An 18,616-nucleotide genomic window follows, 5' to 3' on the forward strand; every position below is an offset into this window, starting at 1 on the left:
CGTTCGATGCGTGCTTCAGACGCAGATTCCCTGCACAGCAAAGTGGCGGCTGTCACCCTCGGTTTCTGGGTGATGAAGATCGCCGCCACCACCCTCGGCGAGACTGCGGGTGACCTGCTGTCGATGACGCTCAACCTCGGCTACGTGGCCAGCTCGGCCATCCTGCTGGCGATCTTTGCCGGCCTGCTGGGCATGCAGTTGTCGGCGCGGCGCTTCCATCCGGTGCTGTTCTGGTCGGTGGTGCTGGCGACCAGCACCGCTGGCACCACCATGTCCGACCTGATCGACCGCACGCTCGGCCTGGGCTACGCCACCGGCGCCAGTCTGCTGGCCGGCTGCCTGGCGCTGGTGCTGCTGGCCTGGCGCATGTCGGAAAAGTCGATCTCGGTCAGCAACATCGCATCGCGCCGCGCCGAAGGCTTCTACTGGACCGCCGTGCTGTTCTCCAACACGCTCGGCACCGCGCTGGGTGATTTCCTCGCCGACGATTCCGGGCTGGGCTTCACCGGCGGCGCACTGCTGATCGGCAGCCTCATCGCGCTCACTGCGCTGGCCAGCCGCATCAAGGGCATCAACCGGGTCATCCTGTTCTGGATCGCCTTCGTGCTCACCCGCCCGTTCGGCGCCACCTTCGGCGACCTGCTCACCAAACCGCTGGAAAAGGGAGGCCTGGGCTTCGGCACAGTCGGCTCGTCGCTGGTGCTGTTCACCATTCTCGCCACACTCGTGGCACTGCCGATGTTGCAGCGCAAAGCGCAGCTAGCCAGCTAGCGCGCCGTCCATCCCCCATCCACCGGCAGCGCCGTGCCGGTGATCTGCGCCGCAGCGTCCGAAGCCAGGAACACCACCATTTCTCCCAGCTGCTCGGGCGTCACAAACTGCAACGACGGCTGCTTCTCAGCCAACAGCGCACGCGCGGCGGTCTCCTGATCCGTGCCTTCGCGCTCGGCCAACGCGGTGATCTGCTGCTCGACCAGCGCCGTCCGCACCCAGCCCGGGCAGATCGCATTGGCGGTAATGCCCGTACCCGCATTCTCCAGCGCGGTCACCTTGGTGAACCCCACCACGCCATGCTTGGCCGCCACGTAGGCCGACTTGTTCACCGAGCCCACCAGCCCGTGCACCGACGCAATGTTGATGATGCGGCCGGCGCCCTGCTGCTTCATGTGGGGCAAGGCCGCCGCCGTTGCATGGAACACCGCCGAGAGATTCAGCGCCAGAATCGCATCCCACTTTTTGACCGGGAATTCCTCGATCGACGCGGTGTGCTGGATGCCCGCGTTGTTTACCAGGATGTCGATGCGCCCCATCGTCGCGACGGCGCGATCGATCATCCCGCGCACCGCCTCGCCATGGGAAAGGTCGGCGCCGTCATGCGCCACGCGCACGCCGAACTCGGCTTCCAGTTTGGAACGGATGCGTTCGATCTCCGCCGCATCGCCGAAGCCGTTCAGCACGATATCGGCGCCTTGCCGGGCCAAGGCGGTGGCAATGCCAAGACCGATGCCGCTGGTGGAGCCGGTGACTACTGCAACCTTTCCACTGAGCATGCGCGAGCTTCCATTGGGCACAGGCGGCCAGTGTAGCGTCACCGGCTCGCCGCTTTAACTGAAACCCTCAGGTCGGCCCACAGCTAGAAGCGGATGCCTGCCCGATCAACGGTCGCCAACGGATTGGCTTTCCGCACCGCCTCCAGGAACAGCAGGAAATCGCGGTTGAACAGGGTCAGGTTGTTGGTGAATGTCACGCACTTTCTGCCCGATGCTTTGCTGAAGCACACCTGCCACACATAGCGCCCGTAGATCTTGTCGGAGGTGCGAGTGACTGAGGTGATCTGCGAAAGCGGAACCGCCGTGGGCACCGGCCCACGCCGTAGGTAAAAGGACGCCGCATCAAAGAGGTAGTGCTCCCGATCCTCTTTCCCATCCACCATCACCAGGGTCATGGATGTTCCGGAGATCCGGCGAGGAGGTTTCAAACGCAGCCCTGATCCCAATGCAGAACGCGCGGTCGCTGACATTCGCCGAAGGATGAGCCAAAGGATCACCAACGGAAGCGCCGCAACGACAATGAAGCCTGCAGTCTTCAAAACAGTTTCCAGCGTGCTGGGCACACAGATCTCCAGGATGAACTTTCAGGCGATACCCAAGTAGATCCACGTCACGCGTGGATGGCTCTCCCCCAACGCCCTTTCACTTCCAGTGATCCGGCCCCAGGAACGGCAGGCTCAACACAAACACCGGAACCGCCACAGGGATCAACGCCGCGCCGAGCACCTTGCCCGCCGCCGAACCCACACCCGGCTTGTCCTCCCTCTCCGGCAGGATCCGCTGCGCCCGCGCATTGATCGGCTGTGCCAGCTTCCCCTTCTCCGCCAGTGCCGCAGCATCCGGCAACTGCACCCGCTCGCCGTCGCCCTCGAACAGCGCGCTGTAATAGCTGCCGCCCTTCCTTGAAAGATTGCAGGCGCGGTCAAACGCCAGCGCGTAGCGGGTCCGGTCCATCGGCAGGTAGTAGCGCGACCGCTCCTCCACGGCCTTTGCCTCACGCGGGGGGACCTCAATCCGCTCCAGCCTGAACTGTGCGGCCTGCTCTGCCGTTACCTGCTCCGGCCGCAGCAGCAGCGCATAGCTGCCGTGCACCTTGGCCTTGTTGGCCGGGTCGCGCCAATCTTCATGGAAGTACATCTGCGCGCAGGCCACCGCCTCGCGCAGCGGGCTATCCATCAGCGCGCGGTACTCGCGGAACGGCGCGGCATTGAAGCGCATCGGCTCGTCATAGCGCGGCAACAGGTACAACTGGCCGTCGTCGGCCACGAATGCACTCGTGATCTCGCGGCTTGAGGCGTGCTCCTCCGGGCCACTGGCACAGCCGGACAGCAGGCCAAGGCACAGGGCGGAGAAGGTGAAGAGGATGGACGTTCGCATGTCGTGTTGGTGGGCTTCCCTGGAAAACCGGCCCCGCCCGGAAGGACGAGGCCAGCCCATCATGGTGCCATGCCGGCCTTGCCCTGCCCAATCAAACTGCTGGAGATCGAGCGGGTTCAAGCCGCTGGCGCTGGTCGGCGTGATATATTGAGTGCGCCTGGACATGCATGTTCAGTGACGTTCCTGGATCAGTCTGGAACGAGCGCCACAGGCATATCCCCGTTCGGCCTTTCCGTAGCGCGTTGGGATTATCCAATCACCAGCGCGCCAGATTGCTCCTTGGTTGGCGAAATGAACCAGTGGCTGGGGCCATGCGTCTTGGCCAACGGCCAGAGCAGCCACTCGGCATGCCTTTGAAGAATCGCCGCGATATATACCGCGTTTCAAGCGTGCCGGTTGCGGTTTCAACCGCCCGGAGTCGCCGTGAGGCGATGCCCATCTCAGTTTCAATTCTGGTTGGTGGCGCCCATATTGTTTTGTTACGGCGCGGTGCACCGTCCCGCTGCAGCAGCGCCTGATGGACTCAAAAGTCACTCTGGCGTTCCGCATTGGCGGGGTTGCAGGCCATCACTCTTTCGCTCTGGACCGACGCCGGCAGCATCGCGATTGCTGCCATATCTGTCGCGATCGCCAAACACTTTGCGCCGCTCCTGGGGAACGGATGAAGATGAAAGCCCACTCTTGAGAGGAGAGCGCGTAAATGAACGCTGATGATGTGAAGTCAATACCGATGATGGACCCGCTCGCGAACTGGCACACCGGTGGATCGAGTGCATCCCGACGCACCATCTACGTAGATCTTGATGGCGTGATGGCCGAATTCGACGCGGCATTTCCCGCTCTGTTTGGCCTGGACCACCGCGTGCTTGCCGACGATGAAATGTGGGGGCACATCAACAACCACCCGTCATTTTTCCGCGACCTTCCGCCGATGCACGGTGCAGTGGAGTTCTTCCACAGCATCCACCACTTGGACCCGGTGATTCTCACGGCCTGCCCGAAATCGAACTATCCGCTCGCCGCGATGCAGAAGCGACAGTGGGTCCGCGAACACCTGTCAGCAACCTGCCTGGTGTTGCCGGTACTCGGCGGCAGGCACAAGCCTCTTTTCATGCACCAGCCGGGCGATGTTCTGATCGACGATTTCGAAGCGAACTGTGATGCCTGGACAGCGGCCGGAGGCGTGGCGATCAGGCATGCCGGCGATTGGGCCGCGACGCGTCGCGCGCTTTCCCAGATTGAAGATCTGTCAGGAATAGCGCTCGCGAAGGGCTGATGCCCTCTCTGCCGACCACGGTGGCACTTCCATAGACAGGCCGAGGCGCTGGCCCCTCGGCCCCAAGGCTGGCAACCTGCTGTGCAGCCCTGCCCTACTTCAACCGCTCCACCAACCGCTGCCCCACCTCCAGCGCCGAAGCCGGGTTCTGCCCGGTAATCAGCTCGCGGTCCACCACCACATGCCCCGTCCACGGCGTGGCATTGCTGCTGAACTTCGCACCCGCCTGCTGCAGCGCGGTCTGCGGGTAGAACTTCATTTCACCGCCGCCCAGCAGCGGCTTGGCCTGCTCTTCTTCCTGGTTGCTGATCACCGTCATCTGGTAGCCGCTGTAGATCCACTTCGGCATGGCCGGCATCGCACCCGCTTCCAGCTTTGCCACAAAACCCGCAGCATCCGGCAGCGTGGACAGCAGCGCGATCGGCCCGTGGCAGACCAGCGCGGTGGTCTTGTTGCGCTGGTGGAAGTCGGCCAGCAGCCGGCCCAGCGCCGGGCTCTTCAGCAGGTCCTGCATCGGTGCGTGGCCACCGGGAATGTAGACCGCATCGAAACGCGCGTAGCCCTGCTGCTCGATGCGTGCCAGGCTGACCACCGGCGAGGCCGTCGGCGAGGTCAGCGCCAGTTTCTCCAGCAGGTCCTTGTGCAGCGTCAGCTGCGCGGCATCGTTGCCGAAGTACGCCGGCGTCACCGAGGACGCATCCACCGTGGGCGCCCGCCCCTGCGGCGTGGCGAAGGTCACCTTGTGGCCCGCGTCCAGCAGCAGCTTGACCGGCTGCATCAGCTCGTTGAGATAGAAGCCGGTGGACAGCATCTTGCCGTCCTTCAGGTCCAGGTGGTTTTCGTCGGACAGCACCACCAGCACGTTGGCGGCATGCGCGCCGGTTGCGGCCAGGGTCAGGGCCAGCGCTGCGGCCAGCCGGGTCATCAGGTTCATGGGGAGCTCCTAATCAGGGAATGGCCCCCACTTTATTCATCGCCCCAGCGGCGATAAATTGGCCCCATCGCAAAACATCTGTTCCCCGGAGAGCCAAATGAGCCGCAAGTTCGACTACCTGGGCGATGTGGAGGTGTTCCTGGCGGTGGTCGAGCACGGCTCGTTCACGGCCGGTGCGGTGGCGCTATCCACCACGCCCTCGGTGCTCAGCCGCGCAGTCACCCGTCTGGAAGCGCGACTGGGCCGGCAACTGCTGCAGCGGACCACCCGCCGCGTGGGCCTGACCGACGCCGGGCGGCTCTACCTGGAACAGGTGCGCACCGCCTTCGGCCTGCTGGACGACGCCGAGCGCGACGTACTGGCCCAGGACGGTGCGCTGGCCGGACGCGTGCGCCTGAGCGTACCCACCACCTATGGCCACTACCGGCTGCCGCCCGTGCTGGCGCGCTTTGCGCAGCAGTACCCGCAGGTGCAGGTGGAACTGAACATCACCAACCGCAACGTGGACCTGGTGGCCGAAGGCTTCGACCTGGCCATCCGCCTGGGCCAGCTGCCGGACAGCGGGCTGGTGGGGCGAAAGCTGGAGGATGCGCCTTTGGTGCTGGTGGCCGCGCCGGACTACCTGCAACGCCGCGGCACACCGCAGACGCTGGACGATCTGCAGCAGCACCTGTGCCTGCCGTTCGTGATGCCGCGCACCGGGCGGCTGGCGCCATGGATCTTCCGCGACGGTGGGCGCGACGTGGACTGGCTGCCGCGTTTGTCCATCGAGACCTCCGACGATGTGCTGGGCGTGGTGTCGCTGGCCGAACAGGGCATCGGCATCTGCCAGAGCTATGCGTTCATCGTGCGTGAGCGGTTGCAGCGCGGGCAGCTGGTGGAAGTGCTGCCGCAGCTGCGGGGGCGGTCGCGGCCGTTCTCGGTGATCTATGCGCCGCATCGGCGGCAGTCGGCCGCGGCGCGAGCGATGATTGAGTTGCTGGTGGGGAATGCGGCTGAGGCTGGCGTTGGTTGAAGCCGCGACGCGCGCTGTCGATGTCGGGTTTGAACCGCTTTTCGGGCTATGCAGCTGATCGCGCACCATTGATGGCTGCGGCGAAGTAAGAACTGTTGCAAAGAAGGCCGTCGCGCTATTCGCTTGTGGCATGGGCGATTGCGCCACTTTGATTCGTCATCCGCAGAGCAGCTGCGCGAATGCGTCTGCTGACGTCGCGTGCTGCACGAATGGTGCGTGCAACAATAGTTCTTCGCTCTCGGATTCAGCGATTCCTTCGCGAATTTCTATTGGCATTCGAAGCGACGGCGTAAACACCATGACGTGCCACCGACAACGGGTGGCTCCGGGTCTGCAAACCCGCGATGAGCAACGACTGTTGTTTACGCTTGCCCGTCGGCACCGTCCTTAACCGGTGCCGGCGGGCAATCCGTCGGCCTTTCTGGCGGGCGGTGCGTGGGGGTCTTCGGACCCACCGGTCATTCGTTGCTTCATCCCGGTTTGCAGCCACGCATCGTCCGCCACCCCGCTACGCGGTGGCGCTGTTAAGCACAGCCACGGAAGCCGACGCCATGAACGAATCCGACACCTTCTCCTCGTACACCGTTGTTGAGCCCATCAACGACGACACTCCCCTGCCCGACCTGAACTCCCTCCTCGGCATCCTCAAGCGCATGCGCGGCTGCGAGGGGGCGGATGGGCACCCCTGGCCAGAAACCGACGTGTCACCCGGCCGCCGCGTGAGCCTGGCGAGGACCGAGCGCGCGATGGTCGGGGCGCTGACAGTGCTGGAACTATTGCACGCGGCCGACCGCTGCCGGGTGGCAGCGGAGCCAGAGCGGCATTTGGATGAGGGGGTTGTGGATGGGTTGTTTCTGGCTTGCCGGGGGTTGGTTGAGTGGGCTTGTCACGAAGTGAGGCCAGAGTAACTCCCAACTGCACGAACACACATGCCGTAATGGCAGCCGAGGTGCCGCCGCGTGTTGCCGGGCACCTGCGCTGCGACTCTCGCCCAGGGTCCGCTATCGGAGAACTAGAGGTCAGTAAGTGTCCCTCTGGGCGGAGCGCAGATCCCAGCCAGTTTCACGCCCCAAAGCCCCTGTCTGCCTCTGCCTGCGTAATCGCTATCGATGAGCAGCTAGGATTATTGAGGACATCAAAGCCGCGGATATCTGCCTCCATATCCCCTAATCCCCAGCGGCCGAACATCCCCGTATAACGCATATTGGCTGCAAGTCGCTGTAGCTAATCCTAGCCAAAACTCAATAGGCATCACCTAATCAACCAAATTGCTACGCACCTGTACTAGCAGATCTTTCTGGCAGCCAGCCCAACTAGTGATGCCAGCAAGACTTCACTCGACGCATCTGTGAACGTTAGTAATACTGCTTGATATAGCTATACGCTTTCTCGAACAGCTCTTCATCCACGTGCAACTTGTACTTGAAGAGAGCCTTTCGTAGCACTTTCTTGACCTCACGCTCGCCTGCTTGCGTGCTCTGCCAGCCCGGAAAGCGAACGAGCCGCACGATCTCGTCAATATCCGAGACAACGCGTTCGACGATGATGGGCGTCTCAGAAGTCTTGATCTCGTTGAAGAGCTCAGTAAGCGCAGCCTTACCACGATCCTCGTGCTCTTCGGGCTGAAGATCCTTCTCCGCTTGCAGCGTCTCCTTGGCGATCTCCAGCAACTGCTTCAGAAACTCCACGCTGTTGATCTGTCCGGATTCGAAACGGTCCTTCAGCGCATCAAGCCGTTCGGACAGCTTCTTGAACTTGGGGTTGCCGCCATGTCCGCGCAGCCGGCGCTTGAGCTTGATCTCGATCTCCCTGGCCTTCTTCGGGTCTGGGTTCGACAGCACCGCTTCCAGCAGATCAGCGTCCAGCACCAGGGTGTCGAGGTCATCCCGCACCGCGTCCACATGCACGTTCTGGTGGATCAGCTCGATGGTCTTGGCGCCCAGCGAGTGCCAGATCAGCTTGCCGTGGCCACTCGAGGGCTGCACCGATTGGTACACCTGCGACAACCACTTGTAGTCCTTCTCGAAGGAACCCAGAACGGTGTCCGGTGACAGCGCCTCCCAGATCTTGTTGAGTACGCTGTATTCAGCAGCAAAGTTGTCTCGCACCTCGTTGTTGGGCAGGCACTGCTGCGCGGCGATCAGGCCCTCATAGCCCTGCAAGCTGCGATCACAGCCAGCGAAGAAGGCCAGGCATTTCTGCATGGCTTCGGGCAGCTTGTCCTTCAATTCCTGGATGTTGCTGACCACCTGCTTCACGCTCTGGTCGTCGAATTCCAGCGCTGCTGCGACATCATCGAAGATGCCGAGGTAGTCCACGATCAGTCCGTGGGTCTTCTGCTCGGAGTAGGTGCGATTCACCCGGCAGATGGCCTGCAGCAGCGTGTGGTCGCGCAGCGGCTTGTCCAGATACATGGCCTGAAGGATCGGCGCATCGAAGCCGGTCAGCAATTTGGCCGTGACGATGATCAGCTTTAGCGGATCGGCCGGGTCGCGGAAGCGGTCCAGCAGCCGTTCTTCGTCATCGCGTGAACGGTCGTAGGCCGCGTACTCTGGATGCTCCTTCTTGTCGGACGCCCGCACCGACATCACGATGTCTGTAGCCTCGGGCGGCAGCAGTTTGTCCAGCTCGGCCTTGAACAGCAGGCAGGACTCTCGGTCGAAGGTAACGATCTGACCCTTGAAGCCGTTGGGCTCCACCTTGGTCTGGAAATGCTCGACGATGTCCTCGCACACCTTGTGGATGCGCTCGGGCGTCTTGACCAGCACGGCCATCTTGGCGGCGGTCTTGGCGAGGTTGTCCTTGTCCAGATCCGACAGGCCGCCGGTCAGGTCTTTGTAAGCGGCATCCAGCGCCGCCTTGTCGATGTGCAGGTCAATCAGCCGGGGCTCGAAGTGCAGCTTCAGCGTGGCGCCATCGCGGATCGACTCCTCGAAGCCGTACCGGCTCATGTAGCCCTTCTCGTCCTCGTCGGCACCAAAGGCATAGAAGGTGTTGCGGTCGGCACGGTTGATCGGTGTGCCGGTCAGGCCGAACAGAAACGCATTGGGCAGGGCCTCACGCATCTTGCGGCCCAGCCCACCTTCTTGGGTGCGGTGGGCTTCGTCCACCAGCGCAATGATGTTGCTGCGGTCGTTCAGACTGCCCGCAGCCTCACCAAACTTGAATATCGTGGTGATGATGATCTTGCGCACGTCCTGCGCGAGCAGCTGTTGCAGCTTCTCGCGGCTGTCCGCCTTTTCCAAATTGGGAATGTCCGCCCCAGTGAAAGTGCCCGTGATCTGGCTGTCGAGATCGACCCGGTCCACCACGATCAGTACCGTGGGATTTTTCAAGCCAGCATGCATGCGCAGCTTCTGCGCGGCAAACACCATCAGCAGCGACTTGCCCGAACCCTGGAAGTGCCAAATCAGCCCTTTCCTGGGGTAACCCATCAGCACGCGCTCGACGATCTTGTTGGCCGCTTCAAACTGCTGGTAGCGGCAGATGATCTTGATGCGCTGCTTTTTCTTGTTGGTGGCGAACAGGGTGAAACTGCCGAGGATGTCCAGCACCACATGCGGGCGCAGCATGCTCTCGGCAGACAGCTTGAGCGATTTCAGCGGATGGTGCTGACCATCATCCCCATCACCATCCAGATGCCACGGGCCCCAGTCCTTAACCGGCAGACCGATGGAACCGTAGCGATAGGCCTTGCCCTCGGTGGCCACCGAAAACACGTTGCAAACGAACAGCTCCGGCACAAACTTCTCGTAGTCGTCGTGCACCTGCACCGCGCCATCCACCCAGCTGATGCATTTCTTGACCGGCGTCTTGGCCTCGATCAGCACCAGCGGCAACCCGTTGACCAACAACACCAGATCGGCCCGGCGCTCCGTAGGGCCAGCACGGTAGGTGTACTGCTGGGTGACGACGTACTGGTTCTGCGCGAGGTCGTCCAGGTCGATCAGTCGCACCGGCACATGCTCGTTGTTATCGCCGAAGGGCATCGAGCGCTCGCCACGCATCCACGCCGTCATTTCTTCGTTGGCGCGAATCAAACCATCTGAACGCACCGAGAGCACGATGGCGCGCAGCTTGTAGAGCACTTCATCGGCGCGGTCGGGTTGAGCGGCAATCTCGGGGTTAATGCGAATAAGCGCATTGCGCAGCCAGGGTTCAACCAGCACTTCCTGAATCTGGCGCGGCACCTCAGCCGTGGCGGCGTAGCGCCAGCCGATGCCCTTGGCACTCGGACCGTAGCTGGCTTGAGGTTCCTGAACGGCGTTGGTTGCGACAGCCGTGATCGGGCCGGCGAGCAAGTCGCGGACGTAGGCTTCGACGGTGTTTGATTCGTTAAACATCAGCAACTCCGATTCTCTGGTTAGCGAGCCTCACTCGGAAGTCGCGCGCCGCTCCAAAGCGGCGGTCCAAATCGGCAGCCGCCTTTTCTAATGTGCAAAGCTGATCCGCGATCTCCTGCTGGATCACAGGATCGGGCATGTCCAATCGAAGTGGTCTCAGATCCTGAAGATTGATGTTCTTCTGCGCAGTTTGGGTGGCCACATGATTTTCAAGGTGCTTTTGCTTTGTCCGGAGCACGTACTCAAGGAAGCGAACATTTGTGCCATCTCTTGGAACGATCCCCACAACACTGTCCGGGCACCACGTCTCCTGCGTCGTTATCGCCGTATAGCCTATGTTGGCCGCAATGGTTATGAGGATCGAGCCCTTAGGAAACGACTTGCTATATTTCAGCCCTTCATCGCTAAGCATCTGTGATGCACCACGTAAATCACCTGTCGATGCAACGATGTCACCCGTCTGCACGAAGGGGTATGGACCTCCAAAAAAAACCGGGAGATTTCGAGGTCGATGACTGAACTTTCCGCGCTCGACATTTGCCACCTCCTGCAGCATAGTCTGTTTCCATGTACCTGCAGGATTGAGAAGTTCATCGGAGGCTGAGCGGAACAAGGCTAAGGCCGCGTTGCGTGCTTCCTCATAAGCCAGTTCGCATTCAAGCGCCGACTTGATCGCAGAAACGACACGCTCCTGCTCATCCCTAGGAGGCAAAGCAAACTCCTGGGTCGCCAACGTCTTCCAGTTGATGGTGGGAGACAGCGAACCCACCGAGATTTCCACCGCCCGGTTCATGAACAGATCACTCTGCATGAAGAACGGCAGGAATTCGGGCAGCGCGACTTCAGGCTTGGCCCGCAGCACCATTGCATGGGCCGAGCAGATACCATCAAACTCGGCAACGCCAAGCTTGCGCTGGTAGGCGCGACGGCGACCGAAAATAATATCGCCCTTCTTGAACATCAGCTTGGTTGCTTCCACGTCACCCGGTGTACCCCAGCGACGAATCTTCAGTGAGTCAACATCCAGATGTTCGAGGCCAACGTAGTGCTCCATCCCGGACTCGGACGGGTTGTCGATACGGACATTGACATTGGTCGCTATCTGATCGAACCGCCAAACTTTCCAGCCGGGCTTCAGGGATTCATTCTTCATTTTCTTTGCTCACAAACGGCATGACGTAACCGAAGAACTCCGTGTGTGGAGTTCGCATTTCCCGCCAGCGATTTGGATTAGAGGGCGGGGCTTCCCGGCGCTTGCTCATGGTGACAACCAGCCGCCGTTTCGCACGCGAAACACCGACGAAGAAACCGCAGCGCTCTTCGTCGGGTTTGCCCCAAAAAGTCTGATTTTCAACACCTAGAATGATGACCGAGTCGAACTCCAGGCCCTTGCTTTTGTGGATGGTCAGAATGCGCACCGTTTTGTCATCCGCAAAGCGTTCAAGCGCCTTAGGCAACTCGGGCTCAGTTTTGAGCAGCTCTTCGATACGTGCCTTGGTGTCGCGCACTACCTCTTTGAGCCGATCTGGCGATTCGTAGTCAGGCGAGAGCGCTACCAAGGTTTCGCGGGGGATTTTGTTCAAAAATGCTCGCGCCGACTCCCACCAACCTGAGTAGGGCTCATCAATCAACTCCAGAAGTGATGCGCTCTTGCGCTGCGCCTTGATCAGGCGATCAAAGTCCCGGCGGGTACTCACCTGGATTTCGTCATCGGCGAAAGGCACCAGCAAGTTCATCAGCTGCACCCATGACTTGGGCTCACGCTTGCCGTAGATGCATGACAAGTAATCGACCACTAAGCGCGCTGCAGGCTCCGTGGTGATGTCTTGCAGCTGTTGTTCGTTGCGGTAGGGGATGCCTTTGGCCTCCAGCGCCGCAATCAGATGGTTGGCGTAGAGATCCGGTTGCTTGGAGATCAGTACAGCGATTTCCGAATGAGGTGTCTGTTCAGTCTCGACCCACGCGGCGATCTGCTCAGCCAGATAGTCAGCTTCTTGTCGGCTGTCTTCGAAGCCCCGGGCAAGAACTTGTCCTCCATCCCCGGCAATTTGCTCTTCCGGCATGACCGATCCGGGGTCAAGCACGCGGATGATTTCGTTCTGCAAGCGCAGCAGTCGCGGCTTCGAGCGAAAGTTACGGTACAAGTTGAGCGGAGTCGCCGCAAAATCGGCTGCAAAGGTCTGGAAGATGCCATCGAGTGCACCGGCCCAGCCCATGATCTTCTGCTTGGTATCGCCGACTGCCGTCAGCCGGATGCTGGTACCTTGGAAGGCAAGCTTCACGAACTCGTATTGTTTGTCTGTGCAGTCCTGAAACTCATCTAGGAAAACGTCACTGTAGGTCTGGCGAATAGCGTTGCGGGCAAGCTTTGAATTCTGAAGAATCTGGATGGCAAGAGGGATCAATTCGCCGAAATCAATCTGTTTATGCGTCACCTTCGGGCTGCCAAGCGTGTAGCCCGCCTCAAGGGCGTCCTTGCCAGTCAGTACGGGTCGAAAACGATCAATGATGCGCTTGGCAAAGGCGTGGAAGGTGTAGCTGTCAAAGCGTGAAGCGAGATCAGCGCCACAACGACGCTGTACGCGGTCCTTCAAATTCTTGCTGGCATCAACCTTGAACGAAATCGCCAGAATTCGTTTGGGATATCTGCAGGTGCCTGTGCGCAAGAGGAAGTCTGCGCGCTGCGCCAGCATTTCGGTCTTGCCCGCGCCGGGCCCGGCCGTGAGTGCAAGGCAACGCTCCTTCTCTTTCGCGGCAAGCAGCGCATTCGGTTCGAGCGTCAGCCCATCTGCAGGCTGCCAGGCGTCAACGGCAATCACTCGGGCAGCTCCGCCAGTTTGGCGATAACGGCATCAGCCAGCCTGCTCAGCGAAGCGGGCATGTTTGCCAGCAATTCTGCATCCGTCAGTTGGGCCAGTGCATCAATGTGGGCAGCGGGTTTGCTACCCAGCTTGAAGCGCTGGTGGTAGGTGTTGAACAGTTTCTGTTCCTCAGGGCTGTACTGGCTAGCGTCGTGGTGGCTTTTCCCAAGCACGGCCTTGATCGTTGAGTCATCCGGCACGTCTTCTTCGACGCCGTAGGCTTCGGGAAAGGCGAGCAGCATGGCGAAGTCGAGATCCATGGGGTACGAGAAAAATACGTTGCTGTTTTCGAGTCTTTCGAAAACATTCTTTGTCCCGTCTTCAAAGAAGTGATGAGTCCGTACCGGCACTTCATCGTCATCCCATTGAGATATTTTCCAATAGGATGGGAGACGTTCTGCGGGAGCAAATTTTGCAAACTGATCGTTGACGTACTTGATCCTTCCCCAGCCCGCAGCGTAGCGAGCTACATCCAGATCAAGGAGCGTCAGATACGGAATCTGCAATGCCGAGAGCAGGCGCCAGAAGTGATTGACGTGCCTGCCCCCCAGCGGAGCAATCGTGACAGCGGATTCATCTACTGGAGCGCCTTTGACCTGCAACATGCGTGGCAGCACGATCTCTTCGCTATCGCCTTCGCCCAAAACGACCAGCCGCGAGAAATAGATTTCCGGAAATGCTTGGACGGCTTCCCGCACGAATTTGTGCGCTTCGTCCGTGCTTTCGGGCAACTGAATTTCATTGACGCGTGATTGCCGTACTTCGTTCAGCCGCAGATAGCGGATGTACTCTGGCGCGACTCGCCGCAGCATTGTTGGCGCATGCGTAGCGATGAGTGCTTGGGCGTCCGGGTTCTGAACCATGTTGTTCAAGGCACTGACGATCCGTCCCAGGTAGTACGGGGAGAGGCTGTTTTCGGGCTCTTCAACAGCTACAAGCGTGAAGATGGGAGGGCGTAATTTATCTGGGTCAAACGAAGTGTCTTGCCCGGCGAGCACGGCGCGCCCAATGGCTTGAGACGATAGTGCGAGAGACAGGTAAAGCATCGACTTCTGACCATCGCTCAGCCTGGAATAATCGACCAGACTCTCATCGTGCCCAGGCGAAAATGAGACTGACATGTGGCGAAGCAAGGCTTCGATCTCAGAGGCCGCAAAGGTGATCTTCGGATCGGCAAAGAACTTGCCTTTGTGCAGCGTGGCCCACGTTGTTTTCAGACTCTCACTCAGCGTATTGACCGACGGATTTGCAGCCAAGCTGTCACTGATCTGATCGGTCAGCGTTCTGATCGCCTCGCGCTCCGCATCCCATTTCACTGCGCGAAGCATTCTTCCTAGAAGGGCATTGGCACCGTATGCGATGTGGCTGGCAGGATCACGCTGTGCCGGAAGATAGTGAACGTGGATATGGTTACGCTCGGCGCGCGGGACGTGCGCAGTACTGAGTGGCTCACCGTCAGCATTCAGGTCCAGTACATACGCCATGGATTCTTCGATATCGCCATCTGCTCCTAGGGTTGCACTGAGACGGTAACGAACGCGCGGAATACCGTCGGGCTCGTCCAGTCGCATGTGCGCAAAATTTGGGGCAACGGTCGTGTTGTCTGCATCTTCTGCCAGCTCAGGAAAAAGGAAGTCGGCCTCGATCCAGAGGTGTCGTTCGACTGGAGCTTCTTCTTCACTGCTGGGCACATGGAAATCTGAACGCAGAATCCTGCGCAGCGACGGGTCGAAGGCGAAGAGTCGGCATAAGGCCTGCAGTGCAGCCGTTTTACCTGAGCCATTCGGGCCAATCAGGTAGGTGATGTCTTCGAGCGTGATTTCAGTGGGATCTTCACCGAATGACTGGAAGTTCGACAGCCGAATTGTTTGGAGTTTCATTGGGTGTCCTCAGCCTTGGAAAGGCTATCCAGCGTTTCCACCAGCGCGTCCATCTGTTGCCAGAAGATGCGACCATCGGTTTGCCATTGATCCCAGGCTGAACGCAGCGAAACCGCGTCACCATTGCTGTCAGTGGCAACGATGGCGGCAGCGCGCTTCACGTACAGTGGGATCGAGAGATTGCCCGCATTGGCGCCGATTTCGGTCAGGGTGGCGACCTTGGCGAATCCAGGCGCATCTTCAAAGGTCTTGTAGGCGGTCAGGATGCGCTGTTGATGCTCGGGCTTCAGAAAGCTCTGCGCCCGCTCCCGGCTGACCTCGCTCACCGCGTCGATGAAGATCACCTTGCCCTTGCGAGCGGCGGCCTTCTTGCGGTTGCAGATGACGATGCACGACTCCATCGGGGAGTTGTAGAACAGGTTGGGACCCAGGCCGATGACCGCCTCCACCCAGTCTTGCTCGACCATCTTGGCGCGCATGGCCTGTTCTTCGTTACGGAACAGCACGCCGTGCGGCCAGAGCACAGCACTACGCCCCTTGGCGGTGAGGCTGGTCAGGATGTGCTGCTGGAAGGCGTAATCGGCGCGACCTTGCGGCGGCGTGCCAAGCGAGTTGCGGCCCCACTTGTCACTGCTCCAGGCCTCGCGATTCCACTGCTTGATGGAGTACGGCGGGTTGGCCAGGATCACATCGAACTGACGCAAGCGGTCGCCTTCGATGTGCTTGGGTTCGGCCAGGGTGTCGCCCCGGATGATTTCGAAGTCCTCCACGCCGTGCAGGAACAGGTTCATGCGGGCGATGGATGAGGTGATGAGATTGCGCTCTTGCCCGTAAAGCTTGAGCGTGCGGTATTCGCCACCCGAGCGCTTCACTTCGTCCAGCGCCGAGATCAGCATGCCGCCGGTACCGCAGGTGGGGTCGTAGATCGACTCGCCGGTCTGCGGCGCCAGAAGCTGCGTCATCAAGTGGACGACGGTGCGGTTGGTATAGAACTCGGCCGCCGTGTGGCCTGAGTCGTCCGCGAACTTCTTGATCAGATACTCGTAGGCGTTGCCCAACTCGTCCTCGGGGACGTTGGCCACCGAGAGTGTCTGGGTCGAGAAATGCTCGATCAGGTTTTTCAGCGTTTCGTCGGGCAGACGTTCGCGGTTGGTCCAGGGGGCATCGCCGAAGATGCCGTCGAGCAGATCCGGATTGGCCGTCTCGATGGCGCGCATGGCTTTCTTGATGGCTGCGCCCACACTCTTCGGCGTCTGACGCACATCGGTCCAGCGAGCACCTTGGGGGATCTGGAAGCGGTGGTTCTCGGCGAACTGGGCGTAGGAGAGGTCGCCCTTAGAGTTGGCCAGCGCCGCCTGGTATTCCTCGTCCCAAACGTCAGAGACGCGCTTGTAGAACAGCAACGGGAAGATGAACTGCTTGTAGTCACCCGCGTCGATGAGGCCGCGAAGCAGCACGGCTGCGCCCCACAGGTAGCTTTCGAGATCTTGTTGGCTGATGCGTTTGCTTGGGTGACTCATTGCAGCCATCCCCCTTCAGTCATGACCTGCGCGAGCCGCTCTTCGGCTTTACGGCAGCGGGTGAGCGCGTCCTTGAATGTCGCGATAGCATCGGGCAGGGGTGGGATGTCTTCTTGCAATGGCGGCAGGACATAACGCGAAATGTTCAGCGTCCAGTCCTCGGCCTTGATCTCGTTGACACTGACCACGCGGACTGCGTCCTGCACGTCAGCAAAGCCGCGATACCAGCCGAGGATCTCGGTGGCGTGCTCGGGTTTCAGATAGTTCTGCGCCCGCCCACGACGGAACAGGCGCGACGCATCGGCGATCAACACCTTCTTCCTGTGTTTGGCCGGCTTTCGCTTGCGCAAGACCAGGATGCACGCGGCCAGAACGGTGCCGTAGAAAAGGTTGGGCGCCAACCCGATCACGGCCTCGACCAGATCCATCTCCAGCAGTGCCTGGCGAATGTTTCCTTCTGCGCCCTTGCGGAACAGCGCGCCCTGCGGCAACACCACAGCCATGCGCCCGCTGCCCACTGCCATGGACTTGACCATGTGCTGCACCCATGCAAAGTCACCGCTGGATGCCGGCGGCAGGCCAGCGAAGTTGCGCCCGTAGGGATCGTTTACCCAGAGATCCTCTCCCCACTTCTCCAGCGAGAAAGGCGGATTGGCAATCACGCAGTCGAAGGTGGCCAGTCGGTCGCCCTCGAAGAAAGCTGGATTGCGCAGCGTGTCGCCGCGCACCACCTGGAAGTCCTCGATGCCGTGGAGGAACAGGTTCATCCGGGCGATAGATGAGGTGGTCAGGTTCTTTTCCTGACCGTAGAGCTTGCCCCATAGCCGCTTGACGTCACCATGCTGCTCCTTCACGTGCTGCACGGCAGCCAGCAGCATCCCCCCGGTACCACAAGCCGGGTCGTAGATGGTCTCGGCTTCCTTGGGATCGAGCATGTCGATCATCAGCCGCACGACGCTGCGTGGTGTATAGAACTCGCCAGCCTTCTTGTTGGTGGCGTCGGCGAATTTCTTGATCAAATATTCGTACGCATCGCCTAGCAGGTCCGAACTGACGTTAGTGTTGCCGAACGGCAGCTTGGAGAAATGCTCGATCAAGTCCTTGAGCAAGGCATCGGACAGCCGCTCCTTGTTTGACCACTGGGCATCACCGAACACGCCGTACAGGGTTTCGGGGTTGGCTTTCTCAATTTCGCGCATCGCACGCTGAAGGGCCGTCCCAACATTGCTGGCCTTAGTGCGAATGTCGTTCCAGTGGCTGTCTTCCGGGATCTGGAAGCGATGCGACTCCGGGAACCAGGCCAGTTGCTCGTCGCCAGTCTCGTCCACGATGTCTTGGTACTCCTCATCCCAGACATCACAGATGCGCTTGAAGAACAGCAGCGGGAAGATGTAGGTCTTGAAGTCAGCCGCATCCACCGGGCCGCGCAGGATGTTGGCGGACTCCCAGAGGTGGCCCTCGAGCTGACTGAGGGTGAGTTTCTGTTCGCTCACAATGCGCCTTTCTTATGATGTGCACATCAGCTTGATAGCTGATTCAAAACAATGATGCGCTTGAAGCTCTCCTCGGGATTACGCAGTCAGACAGGAGGTCAAGGAACTCCTCCAATCACGCCCCAGCTGCTGGAGCAACTGGATTCCAGCGCGCTGAAAACTCACTTCCCAAAGAGAAGCGACGAGCAAATTAATGTGGCCAGACGAACTATCTATGCCCTTATGATGGGCCCAATTCAGTCGGCCACTCCCCGCCTACTTCAATCGCCGCGAAATCCAAGCCGCCCGTGCGCTGGAACACGCGAATCTCAAGTTCAGGGAGGTTTACCCCTTATTCTAGGCCAGTGAGACAAGCCCTGTGATGTCC

The 18,616-nt window shown here is 60.2% G+C and carries 14 protein-coding genes; 4 read left to right on the forward strand and 10 right to left on the reverse strand.

Annotation, left to right across the window (positions count from 1 at the left end; genetic code table 11):
- The first annotated feature begins 6 nt into the window (after positions 1 to 6).
- Positions 7 to 771, forward strand: a complete 765-nt coding sequence (locus tag VG556_RS03435; protein WP_100449909.1) for a hypothetical protein — start codon at positions 7 to 9, stop codon at positions 769 to 771.
- Here VG556_RS03435 and VG556_RS03440 read toward each other — a convergent pair.
- The 3 genes from VG556_RS03440 to VG556_RS03450 form a co-directional block, all read right to left on the reverse strand.
- The gene (locus VG556_RS03440) at positions 768 to 1,550 is read right to left on the reverse strand and encodes a 3-hydroxybutyrate dehydrogenase (protein ID WP_100449908.1); all 783 of its coding nucleotides are present in this window, start codon (positions 1,548 to 1,550) and stop codon (positions 768 to 770) included. The two genes, VG556_RS03435 and VG556_RS03440, sit on opposite strands and share 4 nt — an antisense overlap.
- An 83-nt stretch (positions 1,551 to 1,633) precedes the next feature.
- A complete protein-coding gene (locus VG556_RS03445; protein WP_238381437.1) occupies positions 1,634 to 2,113 on the reverse strand; it encodes a hypothetical protein in 480 nt (159 codons plus the stop codon).
- A 79-nt stretch (positions 2,114 to 2,192) separates the two neighbouring features.
- The gene (locus VG556_RS03450; protein WP_100449906.1) at positions 2,193 to 2,927 is read right to left on the reverse strand and encodes a hypothetical protein; all 735 of its coding nucleotides are present in this window, start codon (positions 2,925 to 2,927) and stop codon (positions 2,193 to 2,195) included.
- 700 nt (positions 2,928 to 3,627) lie between these two features.
- Between VG556_RS03450 and VG556_RS03455 the strand changes: the two genes are divergently transcribed.
- Positions 3,628 to 4,203, forward strand: coding sequence for a 5' nucleotidase, NT5C type (locus VG556_RS03455; protein WP_423179972.1), 576 nt, complete (start codon positions 3,628 to 3,630; stop codon positions 4,201 to 4,203).
- 94 nt (positions 4,204 to 4,297) lie between these two features.
- Here the strand turns inward: VG556_RS03455 and VG556_RS03460 are convergent, their stop codons facing one another.
- Positions 4,298 to 5,137: a type 1 glutamine amidotransferase domain-containing protein gene (locus VG556_RS03460; RefSeq protein ID WP_100449904.1), complete on the reverse strand. Its 840-nt coding sequence runs from the start codon at positions 5,135 to 5,137 to the stop codon at positions 4,298 to 4,300.
- Between the two features lie 97 nt (positions 5,138 to 5,234).
- Between VG556_RS03460 and VG556_RS03465 the strand changes: the two genes are divergently transcribed.
- Together VG556_RS03465 and VG556_RS03470 are read left to right on the forward strand one after the other, a co-directional pair.
- On the forward strand, positions 5,235 to 6,152 hold the full coding sequence (locus VG556_RS03465; protein ID WP_423179973.1) for a LysR family transcriptional regulator: 918 nt from the start codon (positions 5,235 to 5,237) through the stop codon (positions 6,150 to 6,152).
- A 551-nt stretch (positions 6,153 to 6,703) separates the two neighbouring features.
- Positions 6,704 to 7,060, forward strand: a complete 357-nt coding sequence (locus tag VG556_RS03470; RefSeq protein WP_100449902.1) for a hypothetical protein — start codon at positions 6,704 to 6,706, stop codon at positions 7,058 to 7,060.
- A 447-nt stretch (positions 7,061 to 7,507) separates the two neighbouring features.
- On the opposite strand, the gene VG556_RS03475 is transcribed toward VG556_RS03470, so the two are convergent.
- The 6 genes from VG556_RS03475 to VG556_RS03500 are packed head-to-tail and all read right to left on the reverse strand — an operon-like array spanning position 7,508 to position 18,249.
- Entirely contained in the window at positions 7,508 to 10,495 is a 2,988-nt protein-coding gene (locus VG556_RS03475) for a type I restriction endonuclease subunit R (protein ID WP_100449901.1), read from the reverse strand.
- Entirely contained in the window at positions 10,488 to 11,648 is a 1,161-nt protein-coding gene (locus tag VG556_RS03480; protein WP_100449900.1) for a restriction endonuclease subunit S, read from the reverse strand. The genes VG556_RS03475 and VG556_RS03480 overlap by 8 nt, the downstream gene beginning before the upstream one ends.
- The gene (locus tag VG556_RS03485; protein ID WP_100449899.1) at positions 11,638 to 13,314 is read right to left on the reverse strand and encodes a UvrD-helicase domain-containing protein; all 1,677 of its coding nucleotides are present in this window, start codon (positions 13,312 to 13,314) and stop codon (positions 11,638 to 11,640) included. Before VG556_RS03485 ends, VG556_RS03480 begins: the two co-directional genes overlap by 11 nt.
- A complete protein-coding gene (locus VG556_RS03490; RefSeq protein ID WP_100449898.1) occupies positions 13,311 to 15,236 on the reverse strand; it encodes an ATP-dependent nuclease in 1,926 nt (641 codons plus the stop codon). The genes VG556_RS03485 and VG556_RS03490 overlap by 4 nt, the downstream gene beginning before the upstream one ends.
- On the reverse strand, positions 15,233 to 16,756 hold the full coding sequence (locus VG556_RS03495) for a type I restriction-modification system subunit M (RefSeq protein WP_100449897.1): 1,524 nt from the start codon (positions 16,754 to 16,756) through the stop codon (positions 15,233 to 15,235). Before VG556_RS03495 ends, VG556_RS03490 begins: the two co-directional genes overlap by 4 nt.
- The gene (locus tag VG556_RS03500) at positions 16,753 to 18,249 is read right to left on the reverse strand and encodes a type I restriction-modification system subunit M (RefSeq protein ID WP_100449896.1); all 1,497 of its coding nucleotides are present in this window, start codon (positions 18,247 to 18,249) and stop codon (positions 16,753 to 16,755) included. The genes VG556_RS03495 and VG556_RS03500 overlap by 4 nt, the downstream gene beginning before the upstream one ends.
- Between the last annotated feature and the right edge of the window lie 367 nt (positions 18,250 to 18,616).

The organism is Stenotrophomonas sp. CASM106 (genome assembly GCF_049384825.1).
In the GTDB taxonomy this organism is placed as follows: domain Bacteria; phylum Pseudomonadota; class Gammaproteobacteria; order Xanthomonadales; family Xanthomonadaceae; genus Stenotrophomonas; species Stenotrophomonas muris.

Coding starts and splice junctions, on each gene's coding strand:
- VG556_RS03435 (WP_100449909.1), top strand. CDS start 7: ATGCGTGCTTCAGACGCAGATTCCCTGCACAGCAAAGTGGCGGCTGTC.
- VG556_RS03440 (WP_100449908.1), bottom strand. CDS start 1,550: ATGCTCAGTGGAAAGGTTGCAGTAGTCACCGGCTCCACCAGCGGCATC.
- VG556_RS03450 (WP_100449906.1), bottom strand. CDS start 2,927: ATGCGAACGTCCATCCTCTTCACCTTCTCCGCCCTGTGCCTTGGCCTG.
- VG556_RS03455 (WP_423179972.1), top strand. CDS start 3,628: ATGAACGCTGATGATGTGAAGTCAATACCGATGATGGACCCGCTCGCG.
- VG556_RS03460 (WP_100449904.1), bottom strand. CDS start 5,137: ATGAACCTGATGACCCGGCTGGCCGCAGCGCTGGCCCTGACCCTGGCC.
- VG556_RS03465 (WP_423179973.1), top strand. CDS start 5,235: ATGAGCCGCAAGTTCGACTACCTGGGCGATGTGGAGGTGTTCCTGGCG.
- VG556_RS03470 (WP_100449902.1), top strand. CDS start 6,704: ATGAACGAATCCGACACCTTCTCCTCGTACACCGTTGTTGAGCCCATC.
- VG556_RS03475 (WP_100449901.1), bottom strand. CDS start 10,495: ATGTTTAACGAATCAAACACCGTCGAAGCCTACGTCCGCGACTTGCTC.
- VG556_RS03480 (WP_100449900.1), bottom strand. CDS start 11,648: ATGAAGAATGAATCCCTGAAGCCCGGCTGGAAAGTTTGGCGGTTCGAT.
- VG556_RS03490 (WP_100449898.1), bottom strand. CDS start 15,236: ATGAAACTCCAAACAATTCGGCTGTCGAACTTCCAGTCATTCGGTGAA.
- VG556_RS03495 (WP_100449897.1), bottom strand. CDS start 16,756: ATGAGTCACCCAAGCAAACGCATCAGCCAACAAGATCTCGAAAGCTAC.